Source organism: Winogradskyella sp. PC D3.3 (assembly GCF_054366245.1).
In genome coordinates this window covers 3442397-3458082 of record NZ_CM135962.1, presented here as the reverse complement: position 1 = coordinate 3458082, position 15686 = coordinate 3442397, and the positions used below count along the sequence as shown (strand labels likewise).

Genomic DNA, 15686 nt, shown 5'->3' with positions numbered 1-15686 from the left:
AATGAAGCAGTTATTAATAATTTTATTCCTCTTAGTTGGTTTGCCAAATGTTGCACAACAAAGCATTACGTTAGAAGAATGCTATGATTTAGTGATAGAAAACTATCCGTTAGCAAAACAGTCAAAACTTTTTGAGGCGCAAAACAAATTGGATGCGGAAGTTATTTCGACTTCCAAATTACCTCAGTTAAGCTTAGATGCACAAGCAACTTATCAGTCTGATGTGATTGAATTTCCTTTGGCAATGTCTGGAATCGAACCATTAAATAAAGACCAATATCGTGCAACCGTTTCTGTAAATCAACTCATTTATAATGGAGGAGCAACAGCAGCATCTTTAGATTTAAAATCCGCGCAATTAAAAACCAAACAAAAACAAGTTGAAGTCAGTTTATATCAACTCAAACAGCAAATTAATCAACTCTATTTTTCTGTGTTATTAGCGCAAGAATCTCAGTTGTTATTAAAAGCGAAAAAGGCTCAATTAGAAGCAAAACTGAAGGAAGTTCAATCAGGAATTAAGTATGGTGTTATTTTACCAACTTCAGATAAAGTTTTAGAGGCTGAATTATTAAAAATAAACCAACAATGCAATGAATTAGAAAGTAACAAAGCATCTCTTATAGAAACATTATCAAGTTTAATAAGTCAACCAATAGATGCTTCAACAACATTTCAAAAACCACTTGTAGAAACACAGTTACGAACAGAATTAGTAAGACCAGAACTGGAATTATTTCAACTTAAAAAAGAAGAAATTGAAAATTCTGAAATCCTATTATCAAAACAAAACGCACCTAAATTACTTGGTTTTGCAACAGGTGGTTATGGTAATCCAGGATTAAATATGTTAGATAATTCGTTTCAAACGTTTTATACTGTTGGTGTTAAAGTGAATTGGAATATTTTCGATTGGAATGCGAACAAAAAACAAAGAGCATCTCTAGCGATTAACAAAGATTTTATAGAGAATGAAACCGAAATTTTTAAACTCAATACTAACATTGCGCTAAATCAACAACAAAAAGAAATCGATAAAATTGAAGCGTTTATTACTTCAGATTTAGAAATAATTAATCTTAGAAAAGACGTACTTAAATCAGCTGATTCACAACTTAAAAATGGTGTGATTACATCATCGGCATACATCACAGAACTCACTAATTTATATGAAGATGAAAACACCTTGATAAAACATAACATTCAGTTACAATTGGCAAAAGCAAATTACAATGTCATTAAAGGACAGTAGAAAAATAATTCTCGCGGATTTCACAGATTATCGCAGAAAAATGAACAACAAAAAATCAACGTAAATCTGTAGAATCAGTGGGAACAAAATAATAAAGATTAAACATGAAAAATAATAAATACATACTAGGACTAAGCATTATTGCTTTTAGCTTGTTTTCTTGTGGAAACAACAACGGAAAAGCAGATGGTTACGGCAATTTCGAAGCCACAGAAATAACCATTTCAGCCGAAAATAATGGAAAACTAATGCAGTTTAATCTCGATGAAGGCGATGTGCTTCAAAAAGAACAATTTATGGGCTATATAGATACCATTCCCTTAGCATTAAAACGTGAGCAGTTAGAGGTTTCTAAAGCTGTCATTGCTTCAAAATCTAAAGGAGTCTTATCTCAAATAGCGGTTTTAAATTCTAAATTAAAAACAGCAAATACCAATAAAACACGAATAGAAAATCTGATAAAAGATAATGCAGGAACGCAAAAGCAGTTAGATGATATAACAGGAGAAATGGATGTCATAAAAAATCAAATTAGAAGTGTCGAAATTCAAAATGCACCTGTGGTTAATGAATTGAAATCTATTGATGTACAGTTAAAACAAATTGACGACCAAATGCTGAAAAGTAAGATTGTAAATCCTGTAAACGGAACCGTCTTAACCAAATACGCAGAACCAAATGAAATTACTGCTTTTGGAAAACCGTTGTATAAAATTGCCGATTTAAGTACCATGCAATTACGAGTTTATATAAGCGAAACGCAATTAGCTAATATTAAAATAGGACAGGAAGTAACGGTTAAAATTGATGATGCAGATGGCATGAAATCCTACAAAGGAACGATTAGCTGGATAGCTTCGGAAGCAGAATTCACACCAAAAATAATTCAAACTAAAGAAGAGCGTGTGGCCTTAGTTTATGCTGTAAAAGTGGACGTTAAAAACGATGGAAGCCTAAAAATTGGAATGCCAGCCGAACTATGGCTAAATACTTCGGAGGAACCTATTAATAATTAAATAGATAAGCATAACTAAAATTATAGAATCATGGAAAAACATATTTATAACGTCGATATTAATTGGACGCAAGACAGAAAAGGAACCATGTGTTCCCCAGAATTGAAAAATGAGGTAACTAATGAAACTAATTGCATTGAAGTGGCAACACCACCTGAATTTCCTGGCGGAATGCCAAATATTTGGTCGCCAGAACATTTATTTACTGCAGCTGTAAGTAGTTGTTTAATGACAACGTTTTTAGCAATTGCAGAATATTCAAAATTAGAATTTGTGAGTTTTACATGTGGTTCTAAAGGCATTCTAGAAAAAGTGGATGGTAAATTTGCAATAAGTGAAGTGTTATTATTTCCAGAAGTTGTAATTACAGACGCATCTAAAAGAGAACGTACAGAACGTATTTTAGAAAAATCGGAAAAAGCCTGTTTAATTTCAAATTCTGTGACTTCAAAAATTACAATGGAAGCTAAAATTATAGTTCAAAATTAAAATTTAGTGAGTATAACGGTCAACCATATTAGTAAGTCTTATAAAAACGTAAAGGCCTTAGAAGATATTTCTTTTCAAGTAAAAGAAGGGGAGCTCTTTGGACTTATTGGTCCGGATGGAGCTGGTAAAACAACGTTGTTTAGAATTTTAACTACGCTGTTAATTGCTAATGAAGGTTCGGCAACGGTTGCTGATTTTGATGTGGTTACAGACTATAAAATGATTCGGAATAATGTGGGCTATATGCCAGGGAAATTTTCACTCTATCAAGATTTAACGATTGAAGAAAATTTAAACTTCTTCGCAACTATTTTCGGAACAACCATAGAAGAAAACTACGATTTAATAAAAGATATTTATGTTCAAATAGAACCTTTTAAAGACCGTCGAGCAGGTAAACTATCTGGCGGAATGAAACAAAAACTGGCTTTATGTTGTGCTTTAATTCACAAACCAAAAGTATTGTTTTTAGATGAGCCAACAACAGGTGTTGATCCAGTATCGAGAAAAGAATTTTGGGACATGCTAAAACGTTTGCAGCAAAAAGGCATTACCATTTTGGTATCTACACCATATATGGATGAAGCAGCTTTGTGTGATAGAATTGCATTAATTCAAGATGGTAAAATTTTGCAGATTGATACACCTCAAGCTATAGTGAAACATTATCCAAAAAGGATTTATAATGTTAGGGCAAGCAATACATACCAACTCATAAATGCTTTAAATGATTATGAATACAACCATAGTGTTTATCCTTTTGGAGAGTTTGTACATTATACAGATAGCAGAGAAGATTTTAATCCGGAAGATTTATTAGATTATTTACAATCTAAAGATTTATCGCATATAGAAATCGGAAAAACCGAACCAACCATTGAAGATACCTTTATGGAATTAGCGAAATAAATAATTTCCCGCGGATTTCGCTGATTTACACAGAAAAGAGAATAAAAAATCTGCGATAATCTGCGAAATCCGCGGGAGAAAAAAGAGAAAGATTCCCACTTTCGTGGGAACTAAAGATGAAAAATAACAACGTCATACAAGTAGAAGGTTTAACCAAAATATTCGGAGATTTTATAGCTGTAAACGCTATAACTTTTAATGTTGAAAAAGGCGAAATTTTCGGATTTTTAGGAGCAAATGGAGCAGGAAAAACAACAGCTATGAAAATGCTGATTGGGATTTCTAAACCAACTTCTGGAGCTGCAAAAGTCGCAGGATTTGATGTATTTACTAATGCAGAAGATATCAAGAAAAACATTGGTTATATGAGTCAGAAATTTGCTTTGTATGACGATTTAACGGTTAAAGAAAACATCACGTTCTTTGGAGGAATTTATGGTTTGTCAAGAAAAAGTATCAAAGAGAAATCTACTGTACTAATTGAAGAATTAGGGCTAGAAAAGGTGGCAAGTAAATTAGTAGGATCCTTACCATTAGGCTGGAAACAAAAACTATCCTTTTCGGTGTCTTTGCTTCACGATCCTAAGATTGTGTTTTTAGATGAGCCAACAGGTGGAGTAGATCCCATAACGAGACGTCAGTTTTGGGAAATGATTTACAAAGCAGCCCATCAAGGCACAACCGTTTTTGTAACCACGCATTATATGGATGAAGCGGAATATTGCGATCGCGTTTCCATAATGGTTAACGGAAAAATTGAAGCTCTAGATACACCAAAGAAATTGAAAGAGCAGTTCAACGTAGATAATATGAATGATGTGTTTTTGAAATTGGCACGTGGATAAATTGTTTCTCGCAGATGTCGAAAAAAAATAGTTTCCCGCAGATTTCACGTATTTGCGCAGAAGAGTAACTAAAAAATCTGCGTTTATCTGCGAAATCTGCGGGAGAAACTTGGAAAAATAAAACAAAGAATTATGGAACCAAAAACAGAAAATGAAATATCCTATATAATCAGAGGAGCGATTTTTAAAGTCTATAATGAATTAGGTCCGGGTTTACTCGAGTCTGTATACGAAGCTGTGTTGATGTATGAACTAGAGAAACAAGGTTTATCAGTTAAAAAACAAGTTCCGTTGCCAGTATTTTATGATGGTATAGAATTAGAAATTGGCTTTAGATTAGATTTATTAGTTAATAATAAAGTAATAATCGAAATAAAATCGGTAGAAACTTTATCCAAAGTACATCACAAGCAAGTTTTGACTTACTTAAAAATTTCAGAATTAAAACTAGGTATTTTAGTGAACTTCAATGTGGATGATATAACAAAAGGGATTTTTAGAAAAGTAAATGGATTATAAAAAAAAAATCCCGCAGATTTCTCAGATTTTCGCGGAAAAAAATAATACTAAATTTATCGAAACTAATAAAAAAAGATCAGCGATAATCAGCGAAATCAGCGGGAGATAGATAGTTATAAAAAATGTCTCGCAGATAATGCAGATTTACGCAGAAAAATAAATGTAAAATCAAAAGATAACATTTAAAAAAAGATCTGCGGTAATCAACGGAATCAGCGGGATAAACAGAGATATAAAATTATCCTGAGATAATTCAGGTTTGAGTAGAAAGAGTGAATATCAAATTAATAAAAAAACAAAAAAGATCAGCGGTAATCAGCGAAATCAGCGGGATAAACAGAGATATAAAATTAACCCGAGATAATACGGGTTAGAGTAGAAAGAGTAAATATCAAATCTAAGGAAAATTTAAAAAGATCAGTGATAATCAGCGTAATCAGCGGGAGATAGATAGTTATAAAAAATGTCCCGCAGATAATGCAGATTTACGCAGAAAAATAAATGTAAAATCAAAAGATAACATTTAAAAAAAATCTGCGGTAATCTGCGACCCGAGCGTCAGTGAACTGGCGAAGCAAATCTGCAGGAGAAAAGAAATAAATAATGAAAAGATTCATAGGTTTCATAAAAAAAGAATTCTATCACATTTTTAGAGATAGACGCTCATTGTTTATTCTCTTTGGAATGCCAATAGCACAAATTATGCTATTTGGTTTCGCGATTACCAATGAAATAAATAATGTAGATATTGCAATTTTAGACCATTCTAAAGACGCAACAACAAAAGAAATTATTAATAAAATTTCAGCTTCAAAATACTTTAGTATCAATCAATTTATTGATAGAGAAGCCGATATTGAAACTATTTTCAAAAAAGGAAAAGTAAAAGCAGTTTTAAATTTCGAGGAAGGTTTCAGTAAAAGCTTAATTAAAGATCATATAGCAACTATCCAAATTATTACAGATGCTACAGATCCAAATACGGCAAATACCATAAGTAATTATGTCAATGCCATTCTTCAGCAATATCAAAAAGAATTGAATAAAGACATCACAATTGCCTATCAAATTGTACCACAAACAAGAATGGTATATAATCCAGAATTAAAAAGCGTCTACATGTTTGTTCCTGGTGTGATGACTATTATTTTAATGCTAGTTTCTGCAATGATGACATCCATTTCTATCACAAGAGAAAAGGAATTAGGCACGATGGAAATCCTTTTAGTGTCACCTATAAAACCAATTCAGGTTATTGTTGGTAAAGTATTTCCGTATATTTTTCTATCTATTATAAACGCAATTGTCATTGTAGTTTTAAGCATATTCATATTTAAAATGCCAGTGCAAGGAAGCTTGTTTTTATTAGGTTTTGAAAGTGTTCTATTCATTATTACAGCATTAGCTTTAGGGATTTTAATCTCAACAATTTCTGCAACACAGCAAACAGCAATGATGATTTCGTTGATGGGGTTAATGCTACCAGTAATTCTATTATCAGGTTTTATTTTTCCAATCTCAAGCATGCCTTTGCCATTGCAAGTGATTAGTAACATCATTCCTGCAAAATGGTTTATCATCATCATAAAAGGGATCATGCTAAAAGGAGTAGGGTTACAATATTTATGGAAAGAAACCTTAATTTTAGTTGGAATGACCATCTTTTTTATTGGATTAAGTGTGAAGAAATATAAAATACGATTAGAGTAAAAGAGTAAAGTTGTCTTATCGAGCGCAGTCGAGACGTTTATTAAAAAATGAAATTTAAAAAAGATTCCTGCCTACGCAGGAAGAGATATGAAAACAATTTTATACATCATACAAAAGGAGTTCAAGCAAATCTTTAGAAATAGAGGCATGCTTCCTATTATTTTTGTTTTACCAATATTACAGCTCGTTATACTATCTAATGCAGCTACATTTGAAGTCAAGAATATCAAATTTGGTTATATTGATAACGACCACACATCAACGTCTAGAGCCTTAGTTGAAAAATTTAATGCCTCTACTTACTTTAATGTGTTAACAGATTTTCCTTCGGAAGCTTTAGCAAGTGCTTCCATGTTGAAAGGTGAGGTAGATGTGCTTTTACAGATTCCACAATATTTTGAACGCGATTTACAAAAAGAAAAACAGAATAGCTTAGGCGTAACTATAAACGCAATTGATGGTGCAGCAGCAGGAGTAGAAAATGTATATGTCACACAAATTGTACAACGTTTCAATCAAAACATAAAATTAAATTTGTTTCAAGTTTCAGACAAACAAATACAACCAATTGCTATAGAGACTATCCCATTATTTTGGTATAATAAAACTTTAAATTATAAAACCTTTATGGTTCCTGGTATATTGGTTTTACTAGTCACCATGATTACGCTCTTCCTTTCAGGAATGAATATTGTCCGCGAAAAAGAAATTGGTACGCTAGAACAAATCAACGTCACACCAATTAAAAAGAGCCAGTTTATTATTGGGAAACTTTTTCCGTTTTGGGTCATAGGAATGGGCTTACTAACGGTTGGGTTAATTTTAGCAAAAGTTATCTTTAATGTTCCAATGCTAGGGAGTTTATCGCTTATGTATTTATACACTTCAATTTATATTCTGGTTATTTTAGGAATCGGTTTATTCATTTCTAATTTTACAGATACGCAACAACAAGCCATGTTTATTGCGTGGTTTTTTACCGTTATTTTTATTTTAATGAGTGGTTTATTTACACCAATAGAGAGTATGCCTCAATGGGCACAAACGCTTACTGAATTTAACCCAATAAGATATTTTGTAGAAGTCATGCGTATGGTGATGCTTAAAGGTTCTGGTTTTAACGATATTCTTCCACAGTTATTAAAAACAGCACTTTACGCTTTTATAATGAATGGATTAGCCGTTTGGAGTTATAAGAAGACGAATTAAAAGACTTGTGTAACATTAGTTGCTGTGTGTCATTTTATTTGATATTACCTTTAATTAAAATTAATGATTATGTCTAAAATTGTCATTCTTGGAGCCGGAATTTCTGGTCACGTTGCAGCAACGCATTTACGCAGAAAACTACCGAAAAAACACGAAGTTGTTGTGGTATCACCTAACAGTAATTACCAATGGATACCATCGAATATTTGGGTGGGAATTGGTAGAATGAAATCTGAAAAAATCCTATTTCCATTAGCGCCTTTATATAAAAAGAAAGGGATTCAGTTTAAACAAGCTAAAGCAATTTCATTTCATCCTGAAGGTGATAAAACCGAAGAGAAACCTTATGTTTTATCCGAATATGTAGTAGGTGAGAACCAAGGGAAACAAGAAAAAGTCACTTACGATTATTTGATTAATGCCACTGGGCCTAAACTGAATTTTGAAGCCACCGAAGGTTTAATTCCAGGTAAGAATAAAACGTATTCTGTTTGTACCTATACACATGCAGATCATGCTTGGAAAGGTCTAAAGGAGGTAATTCAGCAAATGAAAACTGGTAAAAAAGCCAAAATTTTAATTGGAACAGGACACGCAAAATCTACATGTCAAGGTGCAGCTTTTGAATATATATTAAATGTAGAACAAGAATTACGCAAGCATAATGTACGTGATATGGCCGAAGTGACATGGATTTCAAACGAATATCAATTAGGAGATTTTGGGATGGATGGTATGCTATTAAGCTACGGAAGTTTGACCATGAAGTCTCACGAAATGATTGAAATGATTTTTGAAGATCGCGATATCAAGTGGATTCTTGGTGCAGGTGTTAATAAAATTGAAGATGGAATTGCCCATTACGAAAATTTAGAAGGAGAACACAAATCGGAATCCTATGATTTTGCAATGCTAATTCCATCATTTTCGGGTCATGGTTTTAAAGCTTATGATAAAAACGAAAACGATATTACAGAAAAACTCTTTAAAGGATTTATGCTAGTGGATGCAGATTATACTCCCAAACCTTATGAAGAATGGTCTGTAAAGGATTGGCCAGAAACGTATCAAAACCCCAATTATAAAAACATTTTTGCACCAGGTATTGCGTTTGCGCCTCCGCATTCAATATCTAAGCCAAGAAAAAGTAAAAATGGTACAGATATTACACCAGCTCCACCAAGAACAGGAATGCCATCTGGTATCACGGCAAAGTTAGTAGCAGATAATATTATTGATTCTATAAAGAGTGGAAAAGAGTCCTTAAGTCACAAAGGGTCTATGGGAAATATGGGCGCAGCATGTATTGCTTCTGCAGGTTTTGGTTTAACAAAAGGAAGTGGAGTTAGTATTACAACCTATCCCATTGTTCCAGATTATGAAAAATATCCTAAAACACAAGGACGTCAACTCGGTAAAACTTTTGGTGAAATTGGTTTAGCTGGTCACTGGCTAAAATTAGCTTTACACTATGCTTTTATTTACAAAGCTAAAATGCGACCATTTTGGTGGTTGATTCCTGAATAGGTTTTTTTTAAATTAGTGTGAGCTAATGAATTTTGAGTAAACACATAAGAGTAATGTCCCCTTGAGGGGACTTTAGGGGTGTTTTATTAATAGAGTAATCAAATTTGTCAAGTCACAGAAATATAACCGTGAAAATTAAAATACCATGACACAAAGAATTTCAAAATATCAAAGATTTAAAATGATGAATCCTATCATTCAGTTTTTCAAATTCATTTATTTAAGTATTAAAATAATGATAGTCGTTGCAGGAGGCCATGGTGGTACAAGAAACGTGAACTAAAATAATGATTAGAAATTAGTATGGGATTAATATTTAGAACTCATCTATTTAATGGTATAATAACTATTAAATAGATGTGGATGTTAGCATCTGAATACCCATAGCAATCATTTCCTTTTTTCGTTTTTCAAAGACGTCCTTATCCAATGCTTTAGAAGCATCTTCAATAAAAAAGCAATCAAAACCTTCTTTAACAGCATCGCGTGCTGAAAAATAAACGCAAATATCAGCCGCTAAACCACATAGATAAAGCTGTGTGGTTCCCTTTTCTTTTAAATAACCTGCTAATCCGGTTGATTTTAAATGGTCATTGTCATAAAAGGCGCTGTAACTATCAATAGTTTTATGGGTTCCTTTTCTAAAAATAGCTTCAAATTTGTCAGTATTTAAATCCGGATGAAATGCTGCACCTGCAGTACCTTGTACACAGTGATTTGGCCATAACGTTTGTGGTTGCCCATGAATTTCAATCTCATCAAAGACAGATTTTCCGTCATGATTACTAGCAAAACTGATATGGTCTTTAGGGTGCCAATCTTGTGTGCCAATTACTAAATCAAATTTATCTTGAATCTTATTAATTATTGGAACAATTTGATCGCCGTAGGGAACAGGAAGCGAACCGTTTGGTATGAAATCGTTCTGCACATCAATGATTAGTAGCGTTTTCATATGTGGAATTTAATTTCGAATCTATTCATGAAAATAGCTTAGTTTAAAATTTATGCTTATTAATTAAAGTATCACGCTCTTTCTTAAGTGCTGAACTTAATCCAATTTTATAGATATGTGGATTCTGAAAACGTTTGTATTCATTAGGAAGTTGTTTTAAACGTGATTGCGAATATTTCGAAATTTCAGTAACCGATCGAGAAGGAAGTACTCTTTTTCCATTTTTCATAACCTGTTCAAGTAAAGGCTCATGCTTAAATGAATTGAGGTCTAAACTTTTTGTCGTATCAAAAGGATGTTCCATTAATGTAACGTTATCTTCAGAAGAAAGCGTTACGGCATCGGCACCATAGAACATACCATTAACGTCTATCATTCGGTAAACTTGCTTTTTAAACGGAAGCGATATTTTAATAATATTTTCAGAAAGTTTGATTCGCGGTGTATCGTTATATTCTGCTAATTTATAAACACCGTCCATGGCAGCATCAGGTTTTCCGGTCACTAGATTTGTGCCAACACCAAAAATGTCAATGGACGCACCTTGTTCCTTCAAACTTTTTATAACATATTCATCCAATTGGTTAGACGCAACAATTTTTACATAACTCAAATTCGCATCGTCAAGTATAGCGCGCGTTTTTTTAGATAAATAGGCTAAATCACCACTGTCTAAGCGTACACCTAACAGACGGTCGCCTCGTTTTTCCATTTCTTTGGCTACAGTAATAGCATTGGGTAGGCCACTTTTCAGGGTATTATAAGTGTCTATTAAGAAGACGCAATTCTCTGGTCGCATTTTAGCAAAATCTCTAAAAGCTTGCAGTTCTTCATCATAACTTTGAATAAAAGAATGTGCCATAGTACCTGTGGAAGGAATATCGTAATCTTCGGCAGCTTTAACATTACTCGTACTGTCAAAACCACCAATGGCTGCAGCTCTAGAGGCATAATAGCCACCTGTAGCATGTGCACGACGTAAGCCCATGTCTAAGAGAATACCATCTTTAGCACTAAATTTTATTCGGCTAGCCTTTGTAGCAATCAAGGTTTGAAAATTAAGAATATTTAGTAAAAGCGTCTCAATAATCTGAGCTTCTATAATATTGGCTTCTACTTGTAAAATAGGTCGATTAGGAAATACAACATCACCTTCTTTACTCGAATAAATGTTTCCTTTAAAACGGAAATGCTTTAAATAGTCTAAAAAATCACTTTCAAACCCTTTTTGTTTCAAGTATGAAATATCTGATGAAGAGAACTCGAGGGTTTCAAGAATATCTAAGACATCTTCTAGTCCAGCAAAAATGGAATAGCCACTATTAAAAGGATTGTGTCTAAAATAATAATCAAAGACGGCGCGTCCATTGGGTTTAGTGCCAAAATAAACTTGAGCCATTGTAATTTGATAGAGATCGGTATATGCTGCAGTAATATTCATGAGAATTTTGGATTATATCTTTACAAGATATCCAAAAATGAAAAGATGTCTTGTTGAGAATTTTGAAAAATTAAAGGGAATAAATTTAAGGATATTTTACCACTCGGAAAGGGAAGACCTAAGAAAGATTGTATTTGTTTATTAAAAAGGCAGATTTAATTGTAATTCAGTTTCACTAAGTAACATTAGTTACGGTGTGGTATTAAATGTTCATTTACTTTTGTAGGATAAAATAGGTTTGTTTGGCTTTAATAGAATTATAAGCTTTGTTTTTAAGAACAATCAGGTTGTTATGACACAGAGAATTTCAAAATATCAAAGATTTAAAATGATGAATCCTATCGTTCAGTTTATCAAATTTATTGATGTAAGTATAACAATAATGTTAGTTGTAGCTGGAGGTTATGGAAGCACAAGAAAAGTTAACTGATGTGGTTATCAGTTTTTTGGTTGGTTAGTGAAAAGGCATTTATAAAGATTTATAAGTGCCTTTTTTATTAGAATAGACTGCTAAGGCCTAAACCAGTGGTTAAATCGTAAATGTTTACCGTTATTTTATTGAAAATTTGCAGTTTATATACTTCAGTCTGATAAATGTCATTGTGGTAGTTCTGTCTAGTTAATACTTTTAATTACAATTTTTAAAAAGTATTAATACAATGAAAAAGTCTGTCAAAGCCATGCGGAAATCTTCTTGGAACTTTATACTAAATGCAAGCATGACCTTATGTATGTCTGCCATTATAGGGATTGGTTTTCTAATGAAGTATACTCTTTTATCAGGTCAAGATCGAAACGAAGTTTATGGGAGAAACATAGAATTGTATTTTCTCAATATGGATAGGCATCAATGGGGAACTATTCATCTCATATTAAGCTTTGTATTAATTGGTTTGCTAATAATACATGTTTATCTGCATTGGAAAGTCGTCACAGCGGTTTACCAAAAAATTATTAATGTGCAATTCACTAAGCGGATAGTTGCTTTTAGTTTCGCCATACTATGTGCTCTGCTAATTCTTATCCCATTTTTTATTAAGCCTAAACTTGAACCTATTGAAAAAGGAAACGGACGTCAAGTAACATTGGTTACAGACTTCAATAATACATTAAACTACTTTTGTTCTGTAAATTAATAATTGATGAAAAAACATATTTATATACCACTATTACTTTTAGCGTTTACCATGTCCGTGAAGGCACAAGATGCAGTGTCTATAACAAAAACAGAGGTTCTAAGTAGAGTTTCAGAAAATAATACAAGTATTAAGATTTCTGAGGAAGAGTTTAAACAAGCGAAAGCCGATTTTAGACAAACCAATGCGGTGTTTTTGCCAAATATTACAGCAAGTCATACCGCAATAGCAACTACGAATCCGTTAATGGCTTTTGGTTCTAAGTTGAATCAAGAAATATTAACGCAAAACGATTTTAATCCTGCATTATTAAATGATCCTTCGCAGATTGAAAACTACGCTACAAAATTCGAAATTCAACAACCATTAATCAATTTTGATGGCATGTACCAACGCAAAGCGGCCAAATCTAAAATGGAAGCGATGTCTTTAAAAACAGAACGTACACAAGAGTATTTGGCTTTTGAAGTGGAGAAAGCATACATGCAATTGCAACTAGCTTATAAAGCGGTTGATGTTTTAGAAAAAGCATTAGAAGCTGCAAATGCCAATAAAAAATTAGCAGACAACAGTTTTAAACAAGGCTATTTACAACGCTCAGATGTGTTGAATGTTGAAGTACGAGTAACTGAAGTTCAAAATCAATTACAATCAGCTAAAAGTAACGTGCAAAATGCCTCTAACTACTTATCGTTTTTAATGAATGATGAGACGTATGTGATTTACACACCGACAGATGAGTTAACGGTTTCAACTATTGCAATGGAAGATAAATCTATTTCTGAAAATCGTTCGGATATTAAAGCCATGGAATTGGCTTCAAAGGCTTATGAGGCTATGAATAAGGCTGATAAAATGGCATTTTTACCACGATTAAATGCATTTGGAAGTTACGAGTTGTATGACGATCAAATTTTTCAAGCCGACGCTAGTGGTTATTTATTTGGCGCACAATTAAGCTGGGATATTTTTCAAGGCTCTAAACGTTTTGGGAAAGCACAAAAAAGTAAATCAGAATTCGAAAAATCAAAACTAGAATACAAGCAATATGTGTCTCAAAGTAATTTGGAATTAAACAAGGCAAAACGTGCCTTATTGGATGCAGAAAACAAGTTGAAATTAACAGCTTTAGCTTTAGAACAATCTAAAGAATCTTTAAGAATTAGAACTAATAGATTTAAAGAAGGATTAGAAAAAACGTCTGATTTATTAATGGCAGATACACAATTTGCTCAAAAACAATTAGAATATTACCAAACCATTTTCGAATACAATTACGCACAAGCCTATTTAGAATTTTTAACCAAAGAATAATCTCTCGACTGCGCTCGAGTTGACAGACTTTTGTCTGGTAGAGCGCAGTAGAGACCTAACAAATAAACAAATCATAAAATGAAAAAATCATATACAATTCTAACTTTATCATTGGCCTTGTTACTTGCTAGCTGCGGAAGCGAAGGCAAAAAAGCAATTGAGGATAATACACCTGCAATTAGTGTAAAAACCAGTCGGGTAGAAGCTAATACCAATAGTCCATTTTTGGCGGTCAGTGGAAAAATTCAAGCAGTTAATAGTGCTGATTTGAGCACTAGAATGATGGGTTACGTTAATAAAGTTCATGTTAATGTTGGCGATAAGGTTAAAAAAGGACAATTATTAGTGTCTATTAATAATGCCGATTTACAAGCTAAACGAGCACAAGTAAATGCAGGAATATCAGAAGCAACAGCTGCCTTCAATAATGCACAAAAAGATTATAATCGTTTTAAAAACTTGTTCGCAGATAATAGTGCTTCTCAAAAAGAGATGGATGATATGACGGCCAATTTTGAAATGGCTAAAGCACGTTTAGAATCTGCTAATCAAATGAAAAACGAAATTAATGCACAATTTACGTATAGTAATATTACAGCGCCTTTTAACGGAACCATTACAAGTAAAAATGTAGAAGCTGGTGATATGGCAAATCCAGGAGCACCATTAATAAGCATTGAAACGCCAGGACATTTTGAAGTGATGGCTATGGTACCTGAATCTGAAATTTCTGCGATAAAAAAAGGAACTACTGTTGACGTATTGGTGAAATCAATTAATGAAACCTTAAAAGGGAAAGTAGCCGAAGTAAGTACATCTGCCAAAAACACAGGTGGACAATATTTAGTAAAAATAGATTTAGATAAAACAGAAGCTAATATTTTATCAGGAATGTTTACAACAGTACAATTTCCTGTAGAAAGAAAAGCAGCAACAGCAATGGTTTTAATTCCAACGGATGCTATTATAACAAACGGACAATTATCTGGTGTGTATACCGTAAGTCAAAGTAATACAGCATTATTAAGATGGTTACGTTTAGGAAGAACCTTTGGAGACCAAGTAGAAGTATTATCGGGTTTAAATGCAGATGAAGCTTATATTGTATCAGCAGAAGGAAAACTTTACAATGGAGCAAAAATTTCAATTCAATAACTAATAGGTTGCGTTAAGGATTATTCGTGGTTTATTATTTCAAGTTAATGAACTCATGAATGTAAAATCATTTGTAATGAAAATCCTTTTTACGTCAGTTCGAGTGAATTTGCCTAAGCAAATTTGTATCGAGAACAAGTAAAAAGATCGTAATGCATAGCCTGACTTTTTGCGATCCTGTAAGGTTTCTAAAACCTGACAGGTATGAG

Annotated in this window: 15 protein-coding genes; 13 read left to right on the top strand and 2 right to left on the bottom strand. The window is 32.9% G+C overall.

Annotation, left to right across the window (positions count from 1 at the left end):
- Position 1: 1 nt before the first annotated feature.
- From ACXGSQ_RS15260 to ACXGSQ_RS15215, 10 genes are all read left to right on the top strand, one after another.
- The gene (locus tag ACXGSQ_RS15260) at positions 2–1252 is read left to right on the top strand and encodes a TolC family protein (RefSeq protein ID WP_458627012.1); all 1251 of its coding nucleotides are present in this window, start codon (positions 2–4) and stop codon (positions 1250–1252) included.
- Positions 1253–1356: 104 nt separating this feature from the next.
- Positions 1357–2268 (top strand): HlyD family secretion protein, encoded by a 912-nt coding sequence (locus ACXGSQ_RS15255; RefSeq protein ID WP_458627011.1) that lies wholly within the window; start codon positions 1357–1359, stop codon positions 2266–2268.
- Positions 2269–2298: 30 nt separating this feature from the next.
- Entirely contained in the window at positions 2299–2757 is a 459-nt protein-coding gene (locus ACXGSQ_RS15250; RefSeq protein ID WP_458627010.1) for an OsmC family protein, read from the top strand.
- A gap of 6 nt (positions 2758–2763) precedes the next feature.
- On the top strand, positions 2764–3666 hold the full coding sequence (locus tag ACXGSQ_RS15245) for an ABC transporter ATP-binding protein (protein ID WP_458627009.1): 903 nt from the start codon (positions 2764–2766) through the stop codon (positions 3664–3666).
- 116 nt (positions 3667–3782) lie between these two features.
- Positions 3783–4511, top strand: a complete 729-nt coding sequence (locus tag ACXGSQ_RS15240) for an ABC transporter ATP-binding protein (protein ID WP_458627008.1) — start codon at positions 3783–3785, stop codon at positions 4509–4511.
- A gap of 132 nt (positions 4512–4643) precedes the next feature.
- Positions 4644–5030, top strand: a complete 387-nt coding sequence (locus ACXGSQ_RS15235; protein ID WP_458627007.1) for a GxxExxY protein — start codon at positions 4644–4646, stop codon at positions 5028–5030.
- 603 nt (positions 5031–5633) lie between these two features.
- Positions 5634–6740 (top strand): ABC transporter permease, encoded by a 1107-nt coding sequence (locus tag ACXGSQ_RS15230; protein ID WP_458627006.1) that lies wholly within the window; start codon positions 5634–5636, stop codon positions 6738–6740.
- Between the two features lie 87 nt (positions 6741–6827).
- The gene (locus ACXGSQ_RS15225; RefSeq protein ID WP_458627005.1) at positions 6828–7949 is read left to right on the top strand and encodes an ABC transporter permease; all 1122 of its coding nucleotides are present in this window, start codon (positions 6828–6830) and stop codon (positions 7947–7949) included.
- Positions 7950–8018: 69 nt separating this feature from the next.
- Positions 8019–9476, top strand: a complete 1458-nt coding sequence (locus ACXGSQ_RS15220) for an NAD(P)/FAD-dependent oxidoreductase (RefSeq protein ID WP_458627004.1) — start codon at positions 8019–8021, stop codon at positions 9474–9476.
- A 145-nt stretch (positions 9477–9621) separates the two neighbouring features.
- Positions 9622–9759, top strand: coding sequence for a hypothetical protein (locus ACXGSQ_RS15215; RefSeq protein WP_344712708.1), 138 nt, complete (start codon positions 9622–9624; stop codon positions 9757–9759).
- Between the two features lie 66 nt (positions 9760–9825).
- On the opposite strand, the gene pncA is transcribed toward ACXGSQ_RS15215, so the two are convergent.
- Both pncA and ACXGSQ_RS15205 read right to left on the bottom strand, forming a co-directional pair.
- A complete protein-coding gene (gene pncA / locus ACXGSQ_RS15210) occupies positions 9826–10431 on the bottom strand; it encodes a bifunctional nicotinamidase/pyrazinamidase (RefSeq protein WP_458627003.1) in 606 nt (201 codons plus the stop codon).
- A 43-nt stretch (positions 10432–10474) separates the two neighbouring features.
- On the bottom strand, positions 10475–11872 hold the full coding sequence (locus ACXGSQ_RS15205) for a nicotinate phosphoribosyltransferase (protein WP_458627002.1): 1398 nt from the start codon (positions 11870–11872) through the stop codon (positions 10475–10477).
- Between the two features lie 659 nt (positions 11873–12531).
- On the opposite strand from ACXGSQ_RS15205, the gene ACXGSQ_RS15200 reads away from it, so the two are divergent.
- The 3 genes from ACXGSQ_RS15200 to ACXGSQ_RS15190 all read left to right on the top strand — a co-directional run bounded on the left by ACXGSQ_RS15200 (position 12532) and on the right by ACXGSQ_RS15190 (position 15477).
- Positions 12532–13008, top strand: coding sequence for a DUF4405 domain-containing protein (locus tag ACXGSQ_RS15200; protein WP_458627001.1), 477 nt, complete (start codon positions 12532–12534; stop codon positions 13006–13008).
- A gap of 6 nt (positions 13009–13014) precedes the next feature.
- Positions 13015–14322 carry a TolC family protein gene (locus ACXGSQ_RS15195; RefSeq protein WP_458627000.1) on the top strand — a complete coding sequence of 436 codons (1308 nt, stop codon included), beginning with the start codon at positions 13015–13017 and terminating at the stop codon, positions 14320–14322.
- A gap of 78 nt (positions 14323–14400) precedes the next feature.
- The gene (locus tag ACXGSQ_RS15190) at positions 14401–15477 is read left to right on the top strand and encodes an efflux RND transporter periplasmic adaptor subunit (RefSeq protein ID WP_458626999.1); all 1077 of its coding nucleotides are present in this window, start codon (positions 14401–14403) and stop codon (positions 15475–15477) included.
- Positions 15478–15686: the final 209 nt, after the last annotated feature.

Excerpts from the sequence above, each read along its gene's own strand:
- ACXGSQ_RS15230 (WP_458627006.1), top strand. The coding sequence starts at position 5,634 with ATGAAAAGATTCATAGGTTTCATAAAAAAAGAATTCTATCACATTTTT.
- ACXGSQ_RS15195 (WP_458627000.1), top strand. The coding sequence starts at position 13,015 with ATGAAAAAACATATTTATATACCACTATTACTTTTAGCGTTTACCATG.
- ACXGSQ_RS15235 (WP_458627007.1), top strand. The coding sequence starts at position 4,644 with ATGGAACCAAAAACAGAAAATGAAATATCCTATATAATCAGAGGAGCG.
- ACXGSQ_RS15225 (WP_458627005.1), top strand. The coding sequence starts at position 6,828 with ATGAAAACAATTTTATACATCATACAAAAGGAGTTCAAGCAAATCTTT.
- ACXGSQ_RS15215 (WP_344712708.1), top strand. The coding sequence starts at position 9,622 with ATGACACAAAGAATTTCAAAATATCAAAGATTTAAAATGATGAATCCT.
- ACXGSQ_RS15205 (WP_458627002.1), bottom strand. The coding sequence starts at position 11,872 with ATGAATATTACTGCAGCATATACCGATCTCTATCAAATTACAATGGCT.
- pncA (WP_458627003.1), bottom strand. The coding sequence starts at position 10,431 with ATGAAAACGCTACTAATCATTGATGTGCAGAACGATTTCATACCAAAC.
- ACXGSQ_RS15240 (WP_458627008.1), top strand. The coding sequence starts at position 3,783 with ATGAAAAATAACAACGTCATACAAGTAGAAGGTTTAACCAAAATATTC.
- ACXGSQ_RS15255 (WP_458627011.1), top strand. The coding sequence starts at position 1,357 with ATGAAAAATAATAAATACATACTAGGACTAAGCATTATTGCTTTTAGC.
- ACXGSQ_RS15190 (WP_458626999.1), top strand. The coding sequence starts at position 14,401 with ATGAAAAAATCATATACAATTCTAACTTTATCATTGGCCTTGTTACTT.
- ACXGSQ_RS15200 (WP_458627001.1), top strand. The coding sequence starts at position 12,532 with ATGAAAAAGTCTGTCAAAGCCATGCGGAAATCTTCTTGGAACTTTATA.
- ACXGSQ_RS15260 (WP_458627012.1), top strand. The coding sequence starts at position 2 with ATGAAGCAGTTATTAATAATTTTATTCCTCTTAGTTGGTTTGCCAAAT.
- ACXGSQ_RS15220 (WP_458627004.1), top strand. The coding sequence starts at position 8,019 with ATGTCTAAAATTGTCATTCTTGGAGCCGGAATTTCTGGTCACGTTGCA.
- ACXGSQ_RS15250 (WP_458627010.1), top strand. The coding sequence starts at position 2,299 with ATGGAAAAACATATTTATAACGTCGATATTAATTGGACGCAAGACAGA.